At 64.9% G+C, this 19486-nt stretch carries 21 protein-coding genes and 1 tRNA gene; 9 read left to right on the forward strand and 13 right to left on the reverse strand.

The window, feature by feature from the left end:
- Positions 1 to 306 precede the first annotated feature (306 nt).
- From ACYQML_RS16015 to ACYQML_RS16030, 4 genes are all read right to left on the reverse strand, one after another.
- Positions 307 to 711 carry an acyl-CoA thioesterase gene (locus tag ACYQML_RS16015; protein ID WP_461233369.1) on the reverse strand — a complete coding sequence of 135 codons (405 nt, stop codon included), beginning with the start codon at positions 709 to 711 and terminating at the stop codon, positions 307 to 309.
- A gap of 61 nt (positions 712 to 772) precedes the next feature.
- Entirely contained in the window at positions 773 to 1987 is a 1215-nt protein-coding gene (gene tal, locus ACYQML_RS16020; protein WP_461233370.1) for a transaldolase, read from the reverse strand.
- Between the two features lie 96 nt (positions 1988 to 2083).
- A complete protein-coding gene (locus tag ACYQML_RS16025) occupies positions 2084 to 2383 on the reverse strand; it encodes a hypothetical protein (protein ID WP_461233371.1) in 300 nt (99 codons plus the stop codon).
- 120 nt (positions 2384 to 2503) lie between these two features.
- Complete coding sequence (locus ACYQML_RS16030) at positions 2504 to 3631, reverse strand: patatin-like phospholipase family protein (RefSeq protein WP_461233372.1); 1128 nt, start codon at positions 3629 to 3631, stop codon at positions 2504 to 2506.
- 409 nt (positions 3632 to 4040) lie between these two features.
- On the opposite strand from ACYQML_RS16030, the gene ACYQML_RS16035 reads away from it, so the two are divergent.
- Positions 4041 to 5042 carry a sensor histidine kinase gene (locus ACYQML_RS16035; RefSeq protein ID WP_461233373.1) on the forward strand — a complete coding sequence of 334 codons (1002 nt, stop codon included), beginning with the start codon at positions 4041 to 4043 and terminating at the stop codon, positions 5040 to 5042.
- A 216-nt stretch (positions 5043 to 5258) separates the two neighbouring features.
- Here ACYQML_RS16035 and ACYQML_RS16040 read toward each other — a convergent pair whose 3' ends face one another.
- Positions 5259 to 5462, reverse strand: coding sequence for a DUF2934 domain-containing protein (locus tag ACYQML_RS16040; RefSeq protein ID WP_461233374.1), 204 nt, complete (start codon positions 5460 to 5462; stop codon positions 5259 to 5261).
- 276 nt (positions 5463 to 5738) lie between these two features.
- On the opposite strand from ACYQML_RS16040, the gene ACYQML_RS16045 reads away from it, so the two are divergent.
- Positions 5739 to 8594, forward strand: a complete 2856-nt coding sequence (locus tag ACYQML_RS16045) for a PAS domain-containing protein (protein ID WP_461233375.1) — start codon at positions 5739 to 5741, stop codon at positions 8592 to 8594.
- 303 nt (positions 8595 to 8897) lie between these two features.
- Here the strand turns inward: ACYQML_RS16045 and ACYQML_RS16050 are convergent, their stop codons facing one another.
- From ACYQML_RS16050 to ACYQML_RS16065, 4 genes are all read right to left on the reverse strand, one after another.
- Entirely contained in the window at positions 8898 to 10550 is a 1653-nt protein-coding gene (locus tag ACYQML_RS16050; RefSeq protein ID WP_461233376.1) for a recombinase family protein, read from the reverse strand.
- A complete protein-coding gene (locus tag ACYQML_RS16055; RefSeq protein ID WP_461233377.1) occupies positions 10550 to 11098 on the reverse strand; it encodes a DUF2924 domain-containing protein in 549 nt (182 codons plus the stop codon). The genes ACYQML_RS16050 and ACYQML_RS16055 overlap by 1 nt, the downstream gene beginning before the upstream one ends.
- Positions 11098 to 11628: a DUF3489 domain-containing protein gene (locus ACYQML_RS16060; protein WP_461233378.1), complete on the reverse strand. Its 531-nt coding sequence runs from the start codon at positions 11626 to 11628 to the stop codon at positions 11098 to 11100. Before ACYQML_RS16060 ends, ACYQML_RS16055 begins: the two co-directional genes overlap by 1 nt.
- Before the next feature lie 418 nt (positions 11629 to 12046).
- Positions 12047 to 12122: transfer RNA gene (locus ACYQML_RS16065), tRNA-Ile, on the reverse strand.
- Between the two features lie 439 nt (positions 12123 to 12561).
- Here ACYQML_RS16065 and ACYQML_RS16070 point away from each other — a divergent pair.
- The 4 genes from ACYQML_RS16070 (at position 12562) to ACYQML_RS16085 (ending at position 14284) form a co-directional block, all read left to right on the forward strand.
- Entirely contained in the window at positions 12562 to 12963 is a 402-nt protein-coding gene (locus ACYQML_RS16070) for a hypothetical protein (RefSeq protein ID WP_461233379.1), read from the forward strand.
- Positions 12960 to 13367: a hypothetical protein gene (locus ACYQML_RS16075; RefSeq protein ID WP_461233380.1), complete on the forward strand. Its 408-nt coding sequence runs from the start codon at positions 12960 to 12962 to the stop codon at positions 13365 to 13367. Before ACYQML_RS16070 ends, ACYQML_RS16075 begins: the two co-directional genes overlap by 4 nt.
- A 119-nt stretch (positions 13368 to 13486) precedes the next feature.
- Positions 13487 to 13747: a hypothetical protein gene (locus ACYQML_RS16080; protein WP_056433811.1), complete on the forward strand. Its 261-nt coding sequence runs from the start codon at positions 13487 to 13489 to the stop codon at positions 13745 to 13747.
- An 84-nt stretch (positions 13748 to 13831) separates the two neighbouring features.
- Entirely contained in the window at positions 13832 to 14284 is a 453-nt protein-coding gene (locus ACYQML_RS16085) for a DUF2934 domain-containing protein (RefSeq protein ID WP_461233381.1), read from the forward strand.
- Between the two features lie 69 nt (positions 14285 to 14353).
- Here the strand turns inward: ACYQML_RS16085 and ACYQML_RS16090 are convergent, their stop codons facing one another.
- Positions 14354 to 15043, reverse strand: coding sequence for an MFS transporter (locus ACYQML_RS16090; protein ID WP_461233382.1), 690 nt, complete (start codon positions 15041 to 15043; stop codon positions 14354 to 14356).
- Between the two features lie 137 nt (positions 15044 to 15180).
- On the opposite strand from ACYQML_RS16090, the gene ACYQML_RS16095 reads away from it, so the two are divergent.
- Together ACYQML_RS16095 and ACYQML_RS16100 are read left to right on the forward strand one after the other, a co-directional pair.
- Complete coding sequence (locus tag ACYQML_RS16095; protein WP_461227144.1) at positions 15181 to 15474, forward strand: hypothetical protein; 294 nt, start codon at positions 15181 to 15183, stop codon at positions 15472 to 15474.
- Positions 15475 to 15633: 159 nt separating this feature from the next.
- On the forward strand, positions 15634 to 15843 hold the full coding sequence (locus ACYQML_RS16100; RefSeq protein ID WP_056433825.1) for a hypothetical protein: 210 nt from the start codon (positions 15634 to 15636) through the stop codon (positions 15841 to 15843).
- Between the two features lie 394 nt (positions 15844 to 16237).
- On the opposite strand, the gene ACYQML_RS16105 is transcribed toward ACYQML_RS16100, so the two are convergent.
- The 3 genes from ACYQML_RS16105 to ACYQML_RS16115 all read right to left on the reverse strand — a co-directional run bounded on the left by ACYQML_RS16105 (position 16238) and on the right by ACYQML_RS16115 (position 17543).
- Complete coding sequence (locus tag ACYQML_RS16105; RefSeq protein WP_461233383.1) at positions 16238 to 16540, reverse strand: hypothetical protein; 303 nt, start codon at positions 16538 to 16540, stop codon at positions 16238 to 16240.
- Between the two features lie 77 nt (positions 16541 to 16617).
- A complete protein-coding gene (locus ACYQML_RS16110) occupies positions 16618 to 17046 on the reverse strand; it encodes a hypothetical protein (protein ID WP_246747972.1) in 429 nt (142 codons plus the stop codon).
- Positions 17043 to 17543, reverse strand: a complete 501-nt coding sequence (locus ACYQML_RS16115) for a peptide deformylase (protein ID WP_311274386.1) — start codon at positions 17541 to 17543, stop codon at positions 17043 to 17045. Before ACYQML_RS16115 ends, ACYQML_RS16110 begins: the two co-directional genes overlap by 4 nt.
- Positions 17544 to 17790: 247 nt before the next feature.
- Here ACYQML_RS16115 and ACYQML_RS16120 point away from each other — a divergent pair, with 247 nt between their 5' ends.
- Positions 17791 to 19413 carry an ABC-F family ATP-binding cassette domain-containing protein gene (locus ACYQML_RS16120; protein ID WP_461233384.1) on the forward strand — a complete coding sequence of 541 codons (1623 nt, stop codon included), beginning with the start codon at positions 17791 to 17793 and terminating at the stop codon, positions 19411 to 19413.
- The last annotated feature ends 73 nt before the right edge of the window (positions 19414 to 19486 follow it).

A 19486-nucleotide genomic window follows, 5' to 3' on the forward strand; every position in this document is an offset into this window, starting at 1 on the left:
GTGCGAACCTGGATGGGGGGGTGAGGTCCGCGACTGCTGGAATGAGCGAGAGGGCCGCGCCGATCCCGACGCAACAGATGGGAAGGGATAGCGGCAATGCCCGGAGCACCATCGGCAACCATGCCGTCAGAAGCACCAGGACACCGAACCCGGCGACGACGAGGACGTAGGTTTCCATAAGGATTCTAGTGATTCCGGAATGTGCGGTTCATTGAATCGACGCGTCCGCGACGATGGCGACGGGGACGCACCCGTGTGCCGACGCGATCCGCCCAGGGCTTGCGGCTATGCAGTCGGGAAACGCATCTAGGCCGTGTCCGTCCGATCTTCGGTCCGATTGCGCGGCTTCCCGTCGTCGTCGAGAGCCACGTAGGTGAAGATCCCCTCCGTGACCTTTTCCGGATCGCCGCCGGTCCGATCTCGGGTCCAGACCTCGATCTTCACGCCGAGCGATGTCTCGCCTTCGTCCTGCAGGGTGCAGTAGCAACTCACCTCATCGCCGACCGCAATTGGCCGAAGGAAGCGCATCGCGTCGATGCTGATGGTCGCGACGCGGCCCTTCGTTCGCTGGGCGGCAAAGGTGCCACCCGCCAGATCCATCTGCGATACCGTCCATCCGCCGAAGATGGCACCGGCCGCGTTAGTGTCGCGTGGCATCGCGATTGTGCGCAGGTGCGGGCCATCGGGGACGCTCGGGATCGTGTCGCTCATCTCAGCCGCTCCATCGGTCATCCCGTTCGGGTCGATCTTCCAAATACTCGTGTCCGTGCACTCAGGTTCGAGCGCCATTCCGTGAGCGCTCCGGTGCCGCGGATGCCGGGGCCCCGCCGGAGGCATCCTGCCCTGATGCCGGGCTTACTGCTCCGGCCGGCATGACCTGCGCCCCGGCGCGCTTAAGCTGCTCCGTCACCGAGGCGATCAGATCGTCCCAGCTCGCCTCGAACGAGGCGACAGCCTTGGCTTCGAGGGTGGCGGCGACGTCCGCCATGTCGATGCCGAGCCGTTCCAGTTCGTCGAGGACGGCCTGCGACGATCCGGCGGAAGCGTGGATCGTGTCTGGCCGGATCCTGGCATGATCGGCCACGGCGCGAAGCGTCCCCTGCGTCATGGTGTTCACGGTGTCTGGTCCGACGAGCTCAACGACGTAGCGAGTGTCGTCGAGCGCTTTGTCCTTGACGCCGGTGGATGCCCACAGGAGGCGCTGCGGCCGTGCTCCCTTGAGGGCCTGCCAGCGTGCCGAGACGATGCTGTCTTCCCACACCCGGTAGGCCAGACGAGCATTGGCGATGGCTGCCTGGCCACGGACCCGGTCGATTTCACCCCCCTTCCGTTCACCGTCAGCAAGCCGGCGGTCCACCTCGATGTCGACGCGGCTGAGGAAGAACGAGGCGACGCTCTCCACTCCGGAAAGGCTTTCGCCCGCGGCCGCCCGGCGCTCCAGCCCCGTGAGGAAGGCGTCCAGCACCGCCTCGTAGCGGGCCACCGAGAAGATCAGGGTGACGTTGACCGAAATGCCTTCGGCCAGGCACGTCGAGATGGCCGGCAAACCCGCGTCGGTGGCGGGTATCTTGATGTAGAGGTTCGGCCTATCGACCAGCCACCACAGCCCCCGGGCCTCGGCGACGGTACGTTCGGTATCGCCGGAGATGCGCGGATCGACCTCGATGGACACTCGACCGTCACAGCCGCCGGTTCGCTCGTACACCGGTCGGAGGACGTCGCAGGCAGTGCGGACATCCCAGGCGGTCAGCAGCCGAACCGTCTCGCCGATGGCGGTGCCGCGCAAGGCGAGGTCGCGCAGGTGGCCGTCGTAGCCCTCGCCGGCCCCGATGGCTTTTGCGAAGATAGTCGGGTTGGTGGTGATGCCGATAACGCCGTCGCGCTCGACCGACCCCGCCAGTGCCCCGGACTCGATCATCGGACGGCTGAGGTCGTCGAGCCAGACGGCGACGCCGGCTGATGCGAGATCATGCAGTGGATTCGCCATCGGAGCATCCGTATGGAAAGGACTGACTGTCATTCGCTGGATCGGCTCATGACTTCGGTTCACGTCGAGCATCTGGTTTCATGCTCGTGTCCGGGATCAGGCGGTGATGTCGCCGTCAAAGGTCCTGAAGGAGGAAAGCACCTTCTCGACGATGGCTTCGTCGACCTGGACTGAGACCTTCACCTTGCCGGCTAGTGCAGGCTCGCCCTCGGTGCCGGATTTCAGGTGCCCGTCCTCTACGTCGGCCCGGGCCGCTTCGGTCCCGGCGGTATTCTCGCTCGCGGCAGGGCCCACTTCGACTGCGCTTCGATCCAGTCCGTGATCCTGCACGATGTGCTCGACGGCCATCTCGGCGTCCCGCCGGGACTTGAACTCCGCTGAAATCGTCTTGGGCATGTTGGCTCCGAGTCGATCGTCGTTCGGTGTTGGAAGGCGTCGCGAGGCTCCTGACCTCTGCAAAGCCGCGGGAGCAGCACGTCGATTGCGGCTGGATGGCAGGCGGTTTCGGAGCCTTTGTCAGCTTGCCGACCGAAGCTCGGCGCCGTTGCGCATCGATCCTCGTGAACCACCTGCAAGCCATGTTCCCGCCGCTTCACGGCCGGCCGATCGCAAGCGCAGGAGGAAGCGCCACCCAAGATCCGTGGTGCTCTCGTCCTTCAGCGACGGGTAATGGTCCTCAGCGGACACGTGGTGGAGCTGGAGATCCCGGAGCCGTTCGCTCAGACCAGACCCGGCGGAGGCGTTCGCGGAAAGTTCCATCATCGTCGAGAGGGTGGCCATGTCGCGTTGGAGCACCCCGTTGAAGGTTACCTGCTCGAGGCGGCGGATGATGTCGGGGGCGGTCCGAGGCTGTTCCTGCCCCTGCGTCGGCACGATCTGCACGACGAGCATCTCCTTGGCGTCCGATGCCTCGACCAATGGCAAAAGAGGTGGGTTCGCAGAGTAGCCGCCATCCCAGTACCGGGTCCCTGCGACCTCGACGGCTTGTGCCTTCATCGGGAGGCAGCCCGAGGCCAGCAACATCTCGCGCACCAACTCGGTCTCTCGGAAGATGTGGCTCGTACCATCGTTGACGGACGTCGCAGCGATCAGGAGCCTGAACGGCGGATCGGCACGCAGCGCGTGGAAGTCGACGGCTTCCTTGAGGAGCTTGCCCAGCACATCGTGATTGAACGGATTGGACTGGTAGGGTGACATCCAGCGGGAGGTGATGTCGCTCATTACCGTGGCCGCGGTTCCGAAGTCCGGCGGCGCGGTCTCGCTGGAGCGCTTCCAGAACCGGTCGAGATGTCGACGTGCCTCGGGCTTGCCACCTTTGATCAAACCGGCTGCCATGACGGCCGCATTGACCGCACCGGCACTTGCGCCACTGACGGCATCGACGACGAGGTCGTCCTCTTCAAGGAGGCGGTCGAGCACGCCCCAGGTGAACGCCCCGAACGAGCCGCCCCCTTGTAGGGCCAGGGTGATGCGACGTCCTTCGCGGGTGGTTGGTACCAACATGGGTGTGCTGACGGTCATTCGGTCTTCCAACAGGCTATCCTGGACATCAATAGTGGGAGGCGCAGCGTACGCGCTCGTCTTCTCCAAACCAGCGGCCAGGACTTTGAGTTTGCCTAGATCGACGACTGCGAACGTCTTCACGGCCGCTGAACGCGGTCGAATGCATTTTGCCAGATGCCAAACAAGAAATAGAAAGGCCGCACCGGCTGATACGGTGGACACGACATGCCATCGCGACGCGACTATCGGCATTGCATTCTTCAATCTGGAAGAAAAGGCAATCAATCAGCAGGATTCATGACCTGCTGCAGCGCGCCATTCATCTAACGGCTCAGAGGCGCAATCGTTCCGAAAAGATCCTGCATCTTTAGATTAAAAGATGTTCTGTGCTATATCGATAAAAACGTAGAAATTCATGGGCAGATGCACATATTCAACCTAAGAAACGAACCTGTTTTTGTCCGGGCTAAGATGCAAAGCTGATAGGATGCGTCCTATGGAATCAAAATGAGGGGCCTCCCGTGAGCCGGTGTCTAGGAAAATCATCGCAATGAGAACCGATCCACCGACGTCCGCGGAATGGACCGCGCGACAGCTTCGTTTGGCCATCGATGCCGCTGGGGTCGCCCTGTGGTCCTGGAACGTCAACGACGACACGTTCACCATGGACAGGCGTGGACATGACCTTTGGGATCTGCCCCAGCAAGGAACCGTCTCGTTCGAAGACCTTTCGTCCCGCATCCACCCCGCCGATAAGGATCGGGTCAGAGCGGCCTTCTCGGCCACACGTGCCATCCTAGGGCCCTACGAGACTGACTTTCGCATCACGCATGGAACCGACATCCGCTGGGTCTCCGCCCGGGGCCAGGGTGACGACGAGGGTATCGATGGCGCGGTGATGTACGGCATCTTTCTCGACGCCACCGGCCGCAAGCAGGCCGAGGAAGGTCAGGAATTACTCGCTGGCGAGATGAGCCATCGCGTCAAGAACCTGCTGACCATCGCCACCTCCCTCACAGCCATCACCTCACGTTCGACGACCACGACCGCGGACATGGCCCGTGAACTGACCCAACGCCTGACCGCACTCGGACGGGCTCACGATCTCGTTCGCCCCCTACCCGGGGAGCAAGGAAAGGCTGCCTTACTCGGCGACCTACTCTCGATTCTCCTGGCGCCCTACGACGACATGGGAGCCTTCAGTGGTCGCATCCGAGTCTCGGTCCCGCGGATGGGTGTGGGCGAGGCTGCAGCGACGACGCTGGCACTCGTGGTCCATGAGTTGGCAACCAACTCGCTGAAGCACGGTGCGCTCTCCGTCGCGACGGGAACACTCGACGTGTCATGTCCCGTCCAGGAAGACTCCATCGTAATAACCTGGACGGAAAGGGGAGGCCCTCCGGTGACCGCACCGGAAGGGCCGGGAGGCTATGGCAGCAGGCTCCTTAACCGAGCGATGACCCAACAACTCGACGGCTGGTTGGAGCGTATCTGGGACGAGGCCGGGGTCATCGTGAACCTGACCATGAACAAATCCTATCTCGTCGTATAGCGGTTGAATCATTGCCTGGAAAAACGATGCCTGTCGCCGGACGCTCCAGCGGGAAGGTCAAAATGCTTCGACAAACCGGCTGGAAACGTTAGCCTCATCCATGTCCCGATGCTGTTTTAGGCTGTCAGCGACCGGAGATCGCCATTCCATCCAGGGACGAGGAGCCAGGCTCTGATCAAGGTCGGGACCCCCTGCCTCACAGGGCCCCTGGCCGACCTAGGCAGGGACGTCGGAGCCGCCTCCACTCTTGGCGGACGAGGCATTCGCACTCTCGCGGCCGCCAGCGTCCTCACCCATCAACTCGCGTTCGGCCTGAAGCCAGAATTCGACATCGTAGCCTTCCGGTCGACCCCGCTCTTCCCAGATCTCGATGGACCTGAGCCTGACTTTGTCTTCCGTGATGAGGGCGGTCGCATTCATCGTTTCATTCCGTGTTGGTTTGAAAACCAGCCTGCAATTCCAACAGAGTCCTTTTTAGAGGTGACATGAGGCGCGTGACGACGATTTCCCGCCAGGCGATGCCGAAGGCAACCTCAGGCGCGTATCTTAGCCGACGGTCCCGTTCCGTTGCCTGGTGACCGCGCTCAGCCTTGGGCTTCCACCTTCCCGGGCGGTGGCGAGATGGGCGCGCTAATGCGAGCCTGCGATTGGACTTCGACCAAACTCGGAGATCCCGGGGCTTGGCCCCAGCCGTTGATGACCTTGGTCACGGTGCTTTTGAGCTCGCGTCAGCCGATGTTCGTGGCTTGGAGCGACGACCGCATCCTCCTCTACAACGATGCCTACGCGCCCATGCTCGGAGCTCGGCATCCCCAAGCCATGGCACGTCCATTCTTCGAGGTGTGGCCGGAGGTGCGCGACACCGTAGGCGGCTTGATGGACCGGGTGTTCGCCGGCGAGCCCGTCCACATGGACAACCTCGAACTTACGCTTCATCGCCACGGGTATCCCGAGGAGACCCACTTCGCGTTCTCCTACACTCCGGTACCGAACGGCGATGGCGTCATCGAAGGTTTGTTCTGTGCCTGCACGGAGACCACGTTCCAGATCCAGGCCGAGCGGCGAGCGGCAGGTGAGCGCCGACGGCAGCATCAGCTTCTCCAACAGATGCCAGGGTTCGTTGCCGTCCTCACCGGCCCGGACCACGTCTTCGAGCACGTCAACGACGCCTACGTCGCGCTCTCGGGACCGCGCGCCTTCGTCGGACGCAAGGTCCGCGACGTCTTCCCCGAAGTCGTCGAGCAGGGCTTCTTCGAGTTGCTCGACGACGTCTATCGGACCGGTACGCCGTTCGCCGCCCGGGCCATGCCGATCCAGCTCGCGGGTGAACCCGGAAAGCGCTTCATCGACTTCCTGTACCAGCCGATCCGCGGGGATGACGGAACGGTCACGGGCATCTTCGCGGGCGGGTACGACATCACCGAGCGCGTCCGGGCCGAGGAGGCGCTGCGCGTCACCGAACGGCGGCAAGCCTTCGTGCTCGCTCTCGGCGACAGCCTACGCCCCCTGGCCGACCCGCGCGAAGCCATGCGGACGGCCGTCGACGCCCTCGGCCGTCACATCGGGGCGAGTCGGGTCGGATATGGTCTGATCGAGCCGGATGGTGAGACCGTCACGCTCGATATCGAGTACCTCGATGGGGTCAGCCCATTGGTGGGCAGCTACCCCCTGGCTGTGTTCGGTCCAAGCAACATCGCCAATCTCCAAGCGGGTCGAACCTCGGTCTACGCCGACGTGGAGACCGATCCGGGGATGGCCGGGCTCGGTCTTGCAAGTCGCGGCATCGGCGCTCTCATTGCCGTCCCGCTCGTGTGCCACGGAGCACTGCGTTCAGCGGTTTACGTCAATCAGGATCAACCACGGACCTGGACGCAGGAGGAGGTCGAAACCGTCGAGGAGGTGGCCTCACGTGTTTGGGATGCAGTCGAGCGCGCGCGCGCCGACGCTGCCAGGCGCGAGAGCGAGGAGCAATTCCGAGTCTTCGCTCAGGTCATGCCAAACCATGTCTGGGCCGCCTCCGCGGACGGACACCTTTATTGGTTCAACGATCAGGTCTACGCCTATTGCGCCGCCGCACCTGGCGAGCTGGACGGGACGGCGTGGACGAGCATCGTTCATCCCGAAGATATCGATGCGGCTGGCTTGGCCTGGGCGCGTTCGGTCGCGACCGGGGAGGTCTACGAGGCCGAGTTCCGTATCCGCCGGTTCGACGGGGCGGACCATTGGTTCCTTGTTCGCGCCGAGCCAATTCTTGGTGATACCGGCGAGGTCGTTCGCTGGGTCGGCACCAATACGGACATCGAGGATCAGAAGCGCATCTCGGCCGAACTGCGACTGCTTAACGAGACGCTGGAACAACGCGTCGAGGAACGCACGCGAGAGCTTCAACTGGCCGAGGACGCCCTACGCCAGGCGCAGAAAATGGAAGCGGTCGGGCAATTGACCGGAGGGGTCGCGCACGACTTCAACAACCTCCTGACGGTGATCAAGTCGTCCACTGACCTTCTGAAACGGCCTGACCTCCCCGAGGAACGCCGCCAGCGCTACGTCGGCGCGATCTCCGATACGGTCGCCAGGGCAGCCAAGCTCACGGGGCAGCTCCTTGCCTTTGCCAGACGTCAGGCCCTCAAGCCCGAGGTTTTCGATGTCGGTCGGAGCGTCACGGCGGTCGCCGACATGGTCGCCACCCTGACGGGGGCACGGATCCGCATCGTCACCACACTTGCGGAGACCGCCTGTTACATCGATGCAGACCCGAGCCAGTTCGATACGGCCATCGTGAACATGGCAGTCAACGCTCGTGACGCCATGGAGGGTGAAGGTGTTCTGACGATCTCCGTTTCAGCCACACCAAATGTACCGCCTATGCGATCCCATTCCGAGAGGTTGGGCGACTTCGTTGCCGTGACGATTACGGATACCGGCTCCGGCATCGCTCCTGACAATCTCGAACGCATTTTCGAGCCGTTCTTCACGACAAAGGGTGTTGGCCAAGGTACGGGCCTCGGTCTCTCGCAGGTGTTCGGCTTCGCGAAGCAATCCGGCGGCGAGATCGATGTAGAGAGCACGGTAGGCGTCGGTACTACGTTTACTCTCTACCTTCCCCAGTCTCCATACGTCGGCGAAACCGAGCAGCTCCCAGAGGATCTTGAACCATCGGCTGATGGCCATGGTATGCGGGTCTTGGTGGTAGAGGACAACCTGGATGTCGGGACCTTTGCCAACCAGACCCTGACCGAGCTTGGGTATGTCACCGTGTGGGCGACCAATGCCGAGGAGGCACTCGCTGAGTTGGACCGGAATGCTTCACAATTCGATGCCGTTTTCTCGGACGTTGTGATGCCGGGCATGAATGGCATCGACCTCGCCAATGAGATCCGTCGCATGTATAACGACCTGCCTGTGCTCCTTGCGAGCGGGTACAGTCACGTCCTGGCCCGAAAAGGCACCGACGGCTTCGAGCTTCTTCACAAACCTTATTCGGTCGAGCAGCTCTCGCGCACCCTCAGAAAGGTTGCGATGCGGGGGCAGCGCCGACGTCCAACTATCTAGATCCCATCGGCCGAGATGCAGGTCTTTGAATGTCTGCTTCGCGCCCATCCAAGCCGTAGAGCGGCCGGTCGCAAATCCACCCAACCCGGACGTAGGTCATCCGCCACCAAGCTGCCCCGAAGCGGACCTTCCGAGGGTCTGTGAAGGGTCGACACCGGACGGTCGCATACCTGCAACTAAATGTCTGTTTTTGGGCCGGAGGCCAACTTCCGCTCTTGGCGCCTTGCCGACGGAACAAAATGGCGGCGAGCGTCCATCTAATAGGACTGCATGGATAGTCGGTGAAGCCTAGCAAGTGCTCTTTCACTTTGCGCTGCCGCCGCAAGCGTCAGGATGCTTGCTCCAGACCATGGGTGCGTTCATGAGCGCGGAGATACCGAACCCTTCCGGCAAGGTGCCAGCGATCGCCGCCTGGATGACGGATGGAGCCAGGAAGGCGAGGTTGAGGGTCATGCGCACTGAGCGCTCGCTGCAGCCTTCGGCTACGGCGATGGCATGGGTATCGGCGACACGGCCGGCCACAAGGTCATCGAGCCAGAAGCGAGCCTTGGCGATCCCGTCGACGAGGCGGGCTCGGGTCTCGACCCGCATCGGCCGCGGCGGCGCTGGCCCTTCATCGCCTTCAGCGCGGATGACCTTGCACCGACGACGGCTCGGCCGGGCTGACCACGGTACACGGAGGGAGGGAGGCTCGATTGCCCCTGCTTCGCCCGCTCTGTGGTCGTGCTCTGCCCCATCCGGCGGGACGAAGCTGATAGCAAGATGGCTCGGGTGAACAACGATGCGGCCAACCTGGGCGAACACGTGCGTCTCATCGTTCGGGAAGGGGAGGTCAGGGGAGGGTGGTGTAAGCGCCTCCCGCACCGCCTGCTCGATCTCGGGTGCCGACACGCGGGAGACCGAGCCGGCCTCGCTGCGCTGCCCAGTCTCGAGCGCACGTGAGACGTAGTAGCGGTAGTGGAGAGTGCCCTTCTTGGCCGAGCTTGGCGTCATCCGATTGCCGCGGTCATCGTAGAGCAGCCCCGTCAGCCACGAGCCGGTGTTGCCCCGGACGGAACCTTGCGCCTGCGCCTTCTCACTCAGCGCCGCCTGGACCGCATCGAACAGCTCACGTGGGACGATGCCCTCGTGCTCTCCTGGGTAATGCCGGTCCTTGTGGATCACCTCGCCGATATAGACCCGGTTGCGCAGCAGATAGGCCAGCGGACCCTTGGTGAAGGCAATTCCGCCCCGGACCGTGCCATCCCGGCGAGGGGATCGCTTCGTCAGAATACCCCGGCTCTGCAGGTCGGCCGCCAAGCCGTTCAGGCAGCTGAGCGCGAGGTAGCGCTCGAAGATCGTTCGTACCTGGGCGGCCTCATCGGGGCAGGGAACTAGCTTCTTGTCATGGACGCGGTAGCCCAGTGGCACGGGACCGCCCATGCGCATGCCCTTGCGCTTCGAGGCTGCTATCTTGTCTCGGATGCGCTCGGCCGTGACCTCGCGCTCGAACTGGGCGAACGACAGCAGGACGTTGAGCGTCAGCCTGCCCATGCTGTTGGTGGTGTTGAAGGCCTGGGTCACCGAAACGAAGGAGACGCCGTGCGCGTCGAACAGCTCGACGAGCTTGGCAAAGTCCGAGAGCGCGCGGGTGAGTCGATCGACCTTGTAGACCACCACCACATCGATGCGTCCTGCCTCGACTTCAGCGAGGAGCCGCTGCAAGGCCGGACGCTCGAGGCTGCCACCTGAGACACCGCCATCGTCGTAGGCCTCGGGAAGCAGGCGCCAGCCCTCATGGGCCTGGCTCTTGATGTAGGCTTCGGCGGCCTCGCGCTGGTTGTCGAGGGAGGTGAAGGCCTGATCGAGCCCGTGCTCGGTGGATTTGCGGGTGTAGATCGCGCAGCGCAGAGCCTTGGGGGTGTGGGTTTTCGACGGCACGGCCTTGGCATGCAGCGACTTGGAGGGCGATGCCATCACGCGATCCCTCCCGTGGCCACAGCCGAAAAGGACTCGTCGCCGCTGCTTGGCGCCCTGGTGGCTCCCTTGTCCCGAAGCCCGAAGAAGCGGGGACCGTTCCAGCGGGTGCCGGTGATCGCGCGGGCGACCTCCGACAGGCTGGCATAAGTCGTCTCCCTCCAGGCAAACCCACCCGCCTCCACGGTGACGGTGTGGACCTCACCCCCGAACTCCCGCACCAGCAGCGTGCCGGGCCGAAGCCCAGGCGTCGGGATCGGCGGGACGAGGGGCGGTGCCTTCGGCTTAGCCGCGCGTTCGGCGGCGGCGCGGCGGCGCAGGCGCTCCTTCGCAATCCGATCGAGCAGCCGGGCACTGTCGCGATCGAGGTCACCGAGTACCTTGGCCTGGATACGATAGGCGAGGAGCCGCACCATCAGGGCGCGGGACAGATGCGGGGGAGGGGCCGTTCGCAGATGCTGCCGCCAGCGGATGCGCAGGTCGCCCAGATCGAGAGAGACGAGCCCCTCGATCTCACGCTTGAGCTCGGGGCTGATCACGCCAGCCATCACCGGGCCTCCGTCGTGGCATCGTCGGTCAGGCGATAGGCGGTCCGGCCCTCGGCATCGCATCCCTTCGTGAGGATCATCCCTCGCTTGCGCAGGCCAGTCAGGGCGGCGCGCGTCGAATGGGCGAGCCAGCCGGTGGCCCCCATCAGGTCGGCGAGGGTGGCGCCCTCGTCACGCCGCAGCATCGCGATGATCAGCGCCTGCTTCGTGCCGGATCGCGCTTTCGTCTCGGCTCTACCCGATCTGGCATCCGCAACCGGCAGCGAGGCGTCGGAACCGTGTGCATCAGGAGAAAGGCCAAGGCTTTCCCCGCCGACTGGCGTGAGGCACAGTCCGATCGGACCGCGCTCATCGGTACGCCAGTGCGGCTGATCCTTTGAAACGACGACCTCGATCACTAACATCGTCTTGCAGAGCTTGGCGGACAGCACCTTGGCAGCTCGGGCGTTCAGCCCAGAGGGCCGGGCGATCAACTGGTCTGGTGATTCGGCGGCTGCCTTGAGCAGCGCCTGTTGCGTTTCGTCGATCATGAGGTGGGCCTTGCGAGGGTTGGGCAGCGGGTCTGCTGCCACCAGCGCAACCCCACCGATCGCGAGGGATCGGCAGGGGGTCGAAGGCGCACCGCGTCGGCGGCCTCAAGGACGCTGACAGTTCCGCTCCATTCGCAGCGCAAGTCCAGTCCGAAGTGGCAGTAATTGCTCGCACGCCAGTGCACGACCGCCAACGAACCTCGGCTCCGCTGGCCTGCGAACCGGTCTCCAGCGCGATGAGCAGGCGTGTAGCGGAAGCTGCACCTGCGGCAGGCGAGAAACCGGCCTAAATCGCCAGGAATCAGGGCCGCAGGACCGCCCCGGAGAAGAGGCCTCAAAACGGCAGCTTTTCGCTATGCCCTTGAGACGCCGCACGTCTCTCGCAAAACGCGAACGTCCGTCGTTCGCGGGGAGTGAGTGGTGGGCCCGGCAGGACTCGAACCTGCAACCAGACCGTTATGAGCGGTCGGCTCTAACCATTGAGCTACAGGCCCCACGCCTATCCCGTAAAAGGAAAGAGGGGGCTTCGTCCAGCCGTGGGGAGTCCGAAGATCACGGATTTTCGCTGGTTGGCCCTCTCCTGTCATTGCGCGATCGAGGCGTGCGGTATCCGTTCCGGGCAGCCTGTTTATGCCGGACGGTTCAGATCTTGACGGGTGGTGTAGAGCCGGATCGGCTTTTGTCGTCCTGTCAGCGAAGCTCCAGACGCCGACCGTCGCTGGTCGAGATTCATCCCTCGGCAACCGGCAAGCCCTCCGACATATGCGCAGCGATGCGCTTCGGGCTGTCGGGTCGAATACGGGGCACAGCGGTGTTGGGTGAGAATGGAGACTCCCATGGGGCAAGGTCGTCTTCGCGTTAAGGTCATGTTAACCCTAGGCCGACGATCGTTCCCCGACGGACCAGGGGTCTGCCGATCCGATTGAGGAGCCGATGGGCCGCACGATCCTCGCTTGCCGGCTCGCCGCTTCATCTTTCGCCTGCGCCCTTGCAGGATCGCCCGTTCTGGCCCAGGAACCGCTCCTCCTGAGAATCAGGCCGCCCGACGCCGCTCCGGCCGAGATCGGCGCCAGCGGGGGAATGCCATCGGCGGAGGAAGTGGCACGGGCCCGGGCCGCTCGCGAAGCGGTGTGGGAGCGAGCTGACCGCCGCGCCCGCATCGCGATCGCCTCCGTCTGCAGCGGCTGTCTGCAGCCGGAGCGGCCGGCGCGGCCCAATCCTCAACCGCGCCCGGAGGACGCCGTCGTCCGGACGCAGACGACACCGCCCGCCGCCGACACGGCTCCGGCCCACACACTCGCCCAGACATCCACGAGCCAGACAGGTATTCCATGACCCAGTCGCACCCCACCAGCGGCGCCGAGCCGGATCCCGCCTGCCCGGTCTCCCTCGACCTGCTCGGAGCGGTCTACCGTGCCGAGCCCGAGGACCTGCTAGAGATCCTCGCCGAAATCCCCCCCACCACTCGCGCCAAGCTCGCCGTCTATCTCTACGGCAAGAGCCACATGCATCAGCTCGGCCTCTCTGTCGCCCGAGCCTGCGAGCGGGACGACCTCGTGCGTGTCGCGGGTGAAATCGGCTCGGTGGTCCATGGCCAGGCGCAGATGAAATCCGCACGGCCCGCGGCTCCGAACCCCGCCGCCCCGCCGCCGCCCCGCAAGATCAGCCTCGGCGGCGGTTCGGCCCCGAAGAAGATCAGCCTCGGCGGGTCCTCCGCGAAGTCGCGCTCCTTCGATTGAGACGCGCTCACGGAATCGTGCATCCGTGACGTCGGTTCGACCGAGCCGCCCGTTTCGACCATGGCGAGCCGCGTGGCATAAGCGCGGGCATTGCGCCCGTCGGCGTGGAGAGGACTGACATGTTCGGTGCGTGGTGGAAGCTCGGTATGGACGCGACCCTGCTCGCGATGGAATCGCAGCAGGTGATCGGCCTTCGTCTCGCGAAGCTCTCCCTGGGCGGTCCGGCCGCGCAGATCGAGGCTCAGCGTATGGTCAGCGAGAAGATCATGGCGGCCGGCGAGGCGGCCATGATGATCGCGACCGGGGTCTCCACGCAGAAGGTGGTCACGGGATACCGCCGAAAGGTCCGCGCCAACGCGCGACGCCTCTCGCAAGCCTGAGACGCCCTGGCCGCGGGGCGACATTAACCGAGCGTTAACCAACCTCCGCTTCCATCGGGGCCACCACCCACGAGGAGAGCGCGAATGAATCCCTTCGAGCAGCTGGTGCGCGAGCGCGCCTATGACATTTGGGAAAGCGAGGGCCGAGTGTTCGGCCGCGCCGAGGATCACTGGCTGACGGCCGAGGCCGAGTTGCGCGCGGCGAGCCTTTCCGCACCGGTCTACGTTCAGCCCGTGACCGCCGATCTCAGCCTGGCACCGAGCCCGGCCAAGACCCTGAAACCCCGCGCCTCGCGGAGCACCGCCGCCAAGGCCGTCGCCGAGAAGGCCGTGGTCCAGGCGTCCGAGACCGCGCCGCGCCAGACCAGGACGGCCAGCGCTAAATCGTCTTCGGCCAAGGCTGCTTCTGCCAAAACACCGGCCGCGCCCAAGGCCGCCTCGACCAAAACTGCATCGAGCTCCACGGCGACGAAACCGCTCCGCGCCACGAAGCCGCGCGCCGTGGCGCCGATGGAATCCGCCGCGACCGTGCATTGACGGCAAGCGGATCCGCTCAAGCCCGCCGCCCCTCGCCGGGCGTCGGGCTTCTTTTTTGTACCTTGTGATTCAAGCGGCGCGCCGTCGCTTGCTCCAGCACAAGAGCGCGGCCGCCACCATGGTGAGGGCGAGCAGGACAACGTTGAACACTGCCACAGCCGGCCAAGCCTGGGCTGTCCAGAACCATCCGCCGGCCAAACCAAGGCAGCTCGAACCGAGATAGTCAGCGTGAAGGTACAGGGACGCTGCATGGCCCTTGGACTCGGCCGCCATCCGACCGACCCAGCCGCTCGCCACCGAACGCGCCACGAAGAACCCGACCGTGACCGCCGCAACGCCGACGATCATGCCGGGAAGCGAGGGCAGCAGCGTGAGGGCGATGCCCACCGCCATGATCAGGATCCCCGAGGCGAGGACGGAACCACGACCGAACAGGTCCGTCCGGGAGCCTGCCGTCGAGGATGACATCACACCGAACAGGAAGACGGCGAAGACCAGACTGATCTGGGCCTGGTTGAGGCCGTAGGGCAGGGCACTCAGCCGGAACGTCAGGTCGTTGAAAGTCGCGACGAAGACGCCGAGAACAAGGAACCCGGTGGCGAAGAGCAGCGGCAGGCCGGGATGACGCAGGTGACAGGCCCAGGCTCCCAGATGGTAGGCCGTGTTGATGCCCGAACGCCTGATGAAACGGACCATGTCGAGCGCGGCATCTGGGTCGGGGAAATGCTGAGAGCGTAGGGACAGGTCGGGCAGAACCAATGGAGATCCTCTCCGTTCTGGTCCGCCCTTCCCATGGCGCAGCGATGGGATGGGCGGAACGTCGCGACAACCTTTGCTGTTATAGGATCACGTGATCGATTCGCGCCGGATCCCGGCCAGTGCTTCCGAGGCCTGTGATGAAGACCGCCTTTTCCGCCTTGCTCGCCCTGACGATGATGGCGGCTCCCTTTGCCGCCGAGGCCGGTTCCGGTCCCTATCGGGATCGTCCGGTGGTGCGGGACATCGACTCCACCGGTGGCATCACGGTGGGTGGCCGGGCGCCGTGGAACCAGGCCTGGGAATACGATTCCGGCAGCGATAACGACCGCCGGCCGGAACTGCCCTATTATCAGCAGGGCCGTGGCCAGCAGACCGGCGGGCCGGCACGCAACCTCTTGCCCGATGACGGTCTCCACATTGTCCCGCGCTGAGGGTCCAGTCTGGAACCGCTCTGCAAGCCACACATGACACAAATGCGTCAGAACCGGCTGCCGGCTATGAATAGTCGGCGAAAGGGACTGGCGGAGGCGGACGTCTTCGCGTAGCGAACCGCCCGGGGAAAAGTGATCCCGAGCGACGGAACGCAGACCATGGCGCATCAGGCCCAGTCGAGCTTCGATTCTCAGCGTCCTTATGAGCGGATGGCGCTCCAGGACCAGGTCGAGGCCGCAGTTCAAGACGGCACGACCCCGATCAGCCGGCTTCTGCGGCTGATGTTCGCCGTCGATGCGGATGCAACGGCCAACGAGAACCTGCGCCTGCGCCTGCGGGCGCGTATCGGCGCACCGCGCAGCGTCTGATCGTCGGCAGACGTAGCCTATCGCCGCCGACGTGCGGAGCGTGGCTGGGAACGCGCCATGCAAGTCATGTAGATCTGCCGGCCGACCGCGTAGAGCCCAATCCCACCCGGATCGGGCGTGACGAACACCTTCGCACGCGCCTCGTTACGGCAGGCTGCATCCTGCGGGCTCTTGATCGGAGCCTCTGCTCGAGCCTGCGAGACCAATCCCAACAATCCCACAGCGACCATGCAGGCGATGCGGCGTCCTCGACGGCCAGCCGATTCTCCACCGCATGATCCGGTAGTTTCACCCATGAGTTTACCCCCCTTCGTTGCGGCTAAGGTAGGGCGGTTCGTCGGAAAAGCGCATCGGTATTAGGTGCCGAATATCCGCTTCCCTCCGGCACGACTCCCTATGGTTTGATCCAGAGGCAGGAGGGCTCGTCCCTCACCGCGAGGCATTCGAACGGAGCGCCGCCGATCATGGCGCGGTGTTCCGGTGCGCCGACACGATCGCGGGCGATTCGGCGGCAGCCGGGATGGTCGCCGAGATCGGCCTGAGCCTGCCCCATCAAGACCCGCAGGTTGACCAAGGTATCGCAGGCGACCACCTCGCTCGCCGACATCGAGCCGGCGCCGGCCAGGGTCGTTCCCGCCATGCCCACTCCCGTCATGATCGACAGGAGAGCGATTCCCCGGCGTTGCGACAGCTTCATGGTGTGGATCTCCGGCTTGGCTCTACCGGAGGCGATATAGGGCGCGCTGCGGCATCGCCCGCCGCCATGCCGCGCCGTCAGCGCTTGGATTTGGGGGGCGGCGCCTTTTTGACCGCTCGCGCCGGATCGGCCGGGACGACCGTTCCGGCGATGGTCCAGGAACAGATGCTGGTTCCGGTGATGCCAACGCAGTCGTACTCGTTGCCGTTGAGGGCGGCATGGTCCGTGATGGCATTGACCGTATCACGTCCGAGAAGATTGCAACTCAGGTGGTCGGCCTTCGGATCGGCCAGGGTCGCGGCCGCTTTCTTGAGGTCACCTTCCGACTGGCGCAGGAGAAGACGCAGATTGGCCAATGACGGGCAGCCAATCGCCGGCGCGGAGGGCAGGGCCGCGGACGACGGCAGGGGCGTCGGAGCTTTGGCCGGCTGCGCTTCGGCGCGCGCCGCCCCTATCGCTGCGAGGAACAAGGCCGCCAGTGGGCGGGAACGGGATCCACGCCTCATGCCGCGCGCCTCGCCTTCGCGTAGCGCTTCACCGCACGGTCCCGACGAAGCCGCGACAGGCGCTCGATCCAGAAAATGCCGTCGAGCTGGTCGATCTCGTGCTGCAGGCAGGCCGCTTCGAACCCCACCGATTCAACCTCATGTGAGACCCCGTCGAGATCGGAATAGCGCAGGCGTATCCGCGCGGCCCGCTCCACGGTGTCGGAGACGCCCGGCATCGAGACGCTACCCTCGGTCTGAGGCTCCGTCTCGGGTGAGGCGAAGACGATCTCCGGATTGACGTAGATCGTCGCCGGCGTACCGGGCTCGAGCCGAAGCGCCACAACCCGGGCGAGCCACCCCACATGTGGCCCGGCGAGGCCGATGGCCGAAACCCGGGCGAGGGCGGCGACAAGATCCGCGGCATCGCGGCGAAGGTCCTCGTCGAACACGCTTACCGGTTCGGCACGCAGACGCAGCCGTGGATCGGGGTAGAGGATCAGCGACTGGACCGGCACGGGGTAGGGGACCTTCGGCAGAGAAGCTTCGGCAAATACCCTTTGAATGAGGCGATGCGTGGATACGCGATCGGCCCGGCGCTGTCCAAGCAAGGCCCTCGCGGTATCTAGGCTCGGGTCTGGCCGGGGCACCCATCCGCGACAGCGAGGCCGTGCCTCGCGGATCGTGCCCGTGGTGCCCCGCCTTCCGCTTCCGCGCGCCATGCAGTAAGGCCCGCGGGACACATCTCAGGACACCGATGCGCGCATGATCCGCCTCGAGAAAATCGGCAAGCAGAACGGACGGCAGATCGTCTTCATCGAGGCGTCGGCCGCGCTCCAGAAGGGCGAGAAGGTCGGCCTCGTGGGGCCGAACGGCGCCGGCAAGACCACCCTGTTCCGGATGATCACCGGCGAGGAGGAGCCCGACGAGGGCCAAGTCGCCACCGACCGGGGCATCACCATCGGCTATTTCAGCCAGGATGTCGGCGAGATGTCGGGCTGCTCCGTCGTCTCCGCCGTGATGGACGGGGCCGGCCCGGTGAGCGTGGTCGCCACAGAACTGAAGCAGATCGAAGCCGGCCTCGCCGATCCCGACCGGATGGACGAGATGGATGCGCTCGTGGAGCGCTACGGCGAGGTCCAGGCCCGGTTCGAAGAGCTCGACGGCTACGCCCTCGAAGGCCGGGCCTATGAGGTGCTGGCGGGCCTGAGCTTCTCCCAGGAGATGATGGACGGCGACGTCGGCAAGCTCTCGGGCGGCTGGAAGATGCGTGTGGCTTTGGCCCGCATCCTCCTGATGAACCCGGACGTGATGCTCCTCGACGAGCCCTCCAACCATCTCGACCTCGAAAGCCTGATCTGGCTCGAGGCGTTCCTCAAGAACTACGAGGGCGCCCTGCTGATGACCTCGCACGACCGCGAGTTCATGAACCGCATCGTCTCCAAGGTCATCGAGATCGACGGCGGCACACTCACCACCTATTCAGGCGACTACGGCTTCTACGAGCAGCAGCGGGCCCTGAACGAGACGCACCAGCAGGCTCAGTTCGAGCGCCAGCAGGCGATGCTCGCCAAGGAGATCAAGTTCATCGAGCGGTTTAAGGCCCGCGCCAGCCACGCCGCACAGGTGCAGAGCCGGGTGAAGAAGCTCGACAAGATCGAGCGGGTGGAGCCCCCCAAGCGCCGGCAATCGGTGGCGTTCGAGTTCCAGCCGGCGCCGCGTTCGGGCGACGACGTCGTCATCATCAAGAACGTGCACAAACGCTACGGCAGCCGCACCATCTACGAGGGACTCGACTTCTCGATCCGCCGCCGGGAGCGCTGGTGCGTCATGGGCATCAACGGCGCCGGCAAGTCGACCCTGCTCAAGCTCGTGACCGGCTCGACCCCGCCCGACGACGGCAGCATCGCCGTGGGGGGAAGCGTCAAGCTCGGCTACTTCGCCCAGCACGCCATGGACCTCCTCGACGGCGAGCTCACCGTGTTCCAGGACCTGGAGCGCTCGTTCCCGCAGGCGGGCCAGGGGAGCCTGCGGGCGCTGGCCGGCTGCTTCGGCTTCTCCGGCGACGATGTCGAGAAGCGATGCCGCGTGCTCTCGGGCGGCGAGAAGGCCCGGCTGGTCATGGCCAAGATGCTGTTCGACCCGCCGAACTTCCTCGTCCTCGACGAGCCGACCAACCACCTCGACATGGGCACCAAGGAGATGCTCATCACGGCGCTGGCGAACTACGAGGGCACGATGCTGTTCGTGAGCCACGACCGGCACTTCCTCGCCGCCCTGTCGAACCGCGTCCTCGAACTCACCGCCGACGGCATCCATCAATATGGCGGCGGCTACACCGAATACGTCGCGCGCACCGGCCAGGAGGCACCGGGGCTGAGGAGCTGAGCGGCTGGTTTCCCCCTCTCCCCGCGGGCGGGGCGAGGGGATGCACGGTAACGAAAGCGCCTCGAACCCGATC

Source organism: Methylobacterium sp. CM6244 (assembly GCF_054817885.1).

Bases quoted from the DNA above. Each gene is read 5' to 3' on its own strand.
- ACYQML_RS16015 (WP_461233369.1), bottom strand. From the start codon at position 711: ATGAGCGACACGATCCCGAGCGTCCCCGATGGCCCGCACCTGCGCACA.
- tal (WP_461233370.1), bottom strand. From the start codon at position 1,987: ATGGCGAATCCACTGCATGATCTCGCATCAGCCGGCGTCGCCGTCTGG.
- ACYQML_RS16025 (WP_461233371.1), bottom strand. From the start codon at position 2,383: ATGCCCAAGACGATTTCAGCGGAGTTCAAGTCCCGGCGGGACGCCGAG.
- ACYQML_RS16035 (WP_461233373.1), top strand. From the start codon at position 4,041: ATGAGAACCGATCCACCGACGTCCGCGGAATGGACCGCGCGACAGCTT.
- ACYQML_RS16040 (WP_461233374.1), bottom strand. From the start codon at position 5,462: ATGAATGCGACCGCCCTCATCACGGAAGACAAAGTCAGGCTCAGGTCC.
- ACYQML_RS16045 (WP_461233375.1), top strand. From the start codon at position 5,739: ATGACCTTGGTCACGGTGCTTTTGAGCTCGCGTCAGCCGATGTTCGTG.
- ACYQML_RS16050 (WP_461233376.1), bottom strand. From the start codon at position 10,550: ATGGCATCGCCCTCCAAGTCGCTGCATGCCAAGGCCGTGCCGTCGAAA.
- ACYQML_RS16055 (WP_461233377.1), bottom strand. From the start codon at position 11,098: ATGGCTGGCGTGATCAGCCCCGAGCTCAAGCGTGAGATCGAGGGGCTC.
- ACYQML_RS16060 (WP_461233378.1), bottom strand. From the start codon at position 11,628: ATGATCGACGAAACGCAACAGGCGCTGCTCAAGGCAGCCGCCGAATCA.
- ACYQML_RS16070 (WP_461233379.1), top strand. From the start codon at position 12,562: ATGGGCCGCACGATCCTCGCTTGCCGGCTCGCCGCTTCATCTTTCGCC.
- ACYQML_RS16075 (WP_461233380.1), top strand. From the start codon at position 12,960: ATGACCCAGTCGCACCCCACCAGCGGCGCCGAGCCGGATCCCGCCTGC.
- ACYQML_RS16080 (WP_056433811.1), top strand. From the start codon at position 13,487: ATGTTCGGTGCGTGGTGGAAGCTCGGTATGGACGCGACCCTGCTCGCG.
- ACYQML_RS16085 (WP_461233381.1), top strand. From the start codon at position 13,832: ATGAATCCCTTCGAGCAGCTGGTGCGCGAGCGCGCCTATGACATTTGG.
- ACYQML_RS16095 (WP_461227144.1), top strand. From the start codon at position 15,181: ATGAAGACCGCCTTTTCCGCCTTGCTCGCCCTGACGATGATGGCGGCT.
- ACYQML_RS16100 (WP_056433825.1), top strand. From the start codon at position 15,634: ATGGCGCATCAGGCCCAGTCGAGCTTCGATTCTCAGCGTCCTTATGAG.
- ACYQML_RS16105 (WP_461233383.1), bottom strand. From the start codon at position 16,540: ATGAAGCTGTCGCAACGCCGGGGAATCGCTCTCCTGTCGATCATGACG.
- ACYQML_RS16110 (WP_246747972.1), bottom strand. From the start codon at position 17,046: ATGAGGCGTGGATCCCGTTCCCGCCCACTGGCGGCCTTGTTCCTCGCA.
- ACYQML_RS16120 (WP_461233384.1), top strand. From the start codon at position 17,791: ATGATCCGCCTCGAGAAAATCGGCAAGCAGAACGGACGGCAGATCGTC.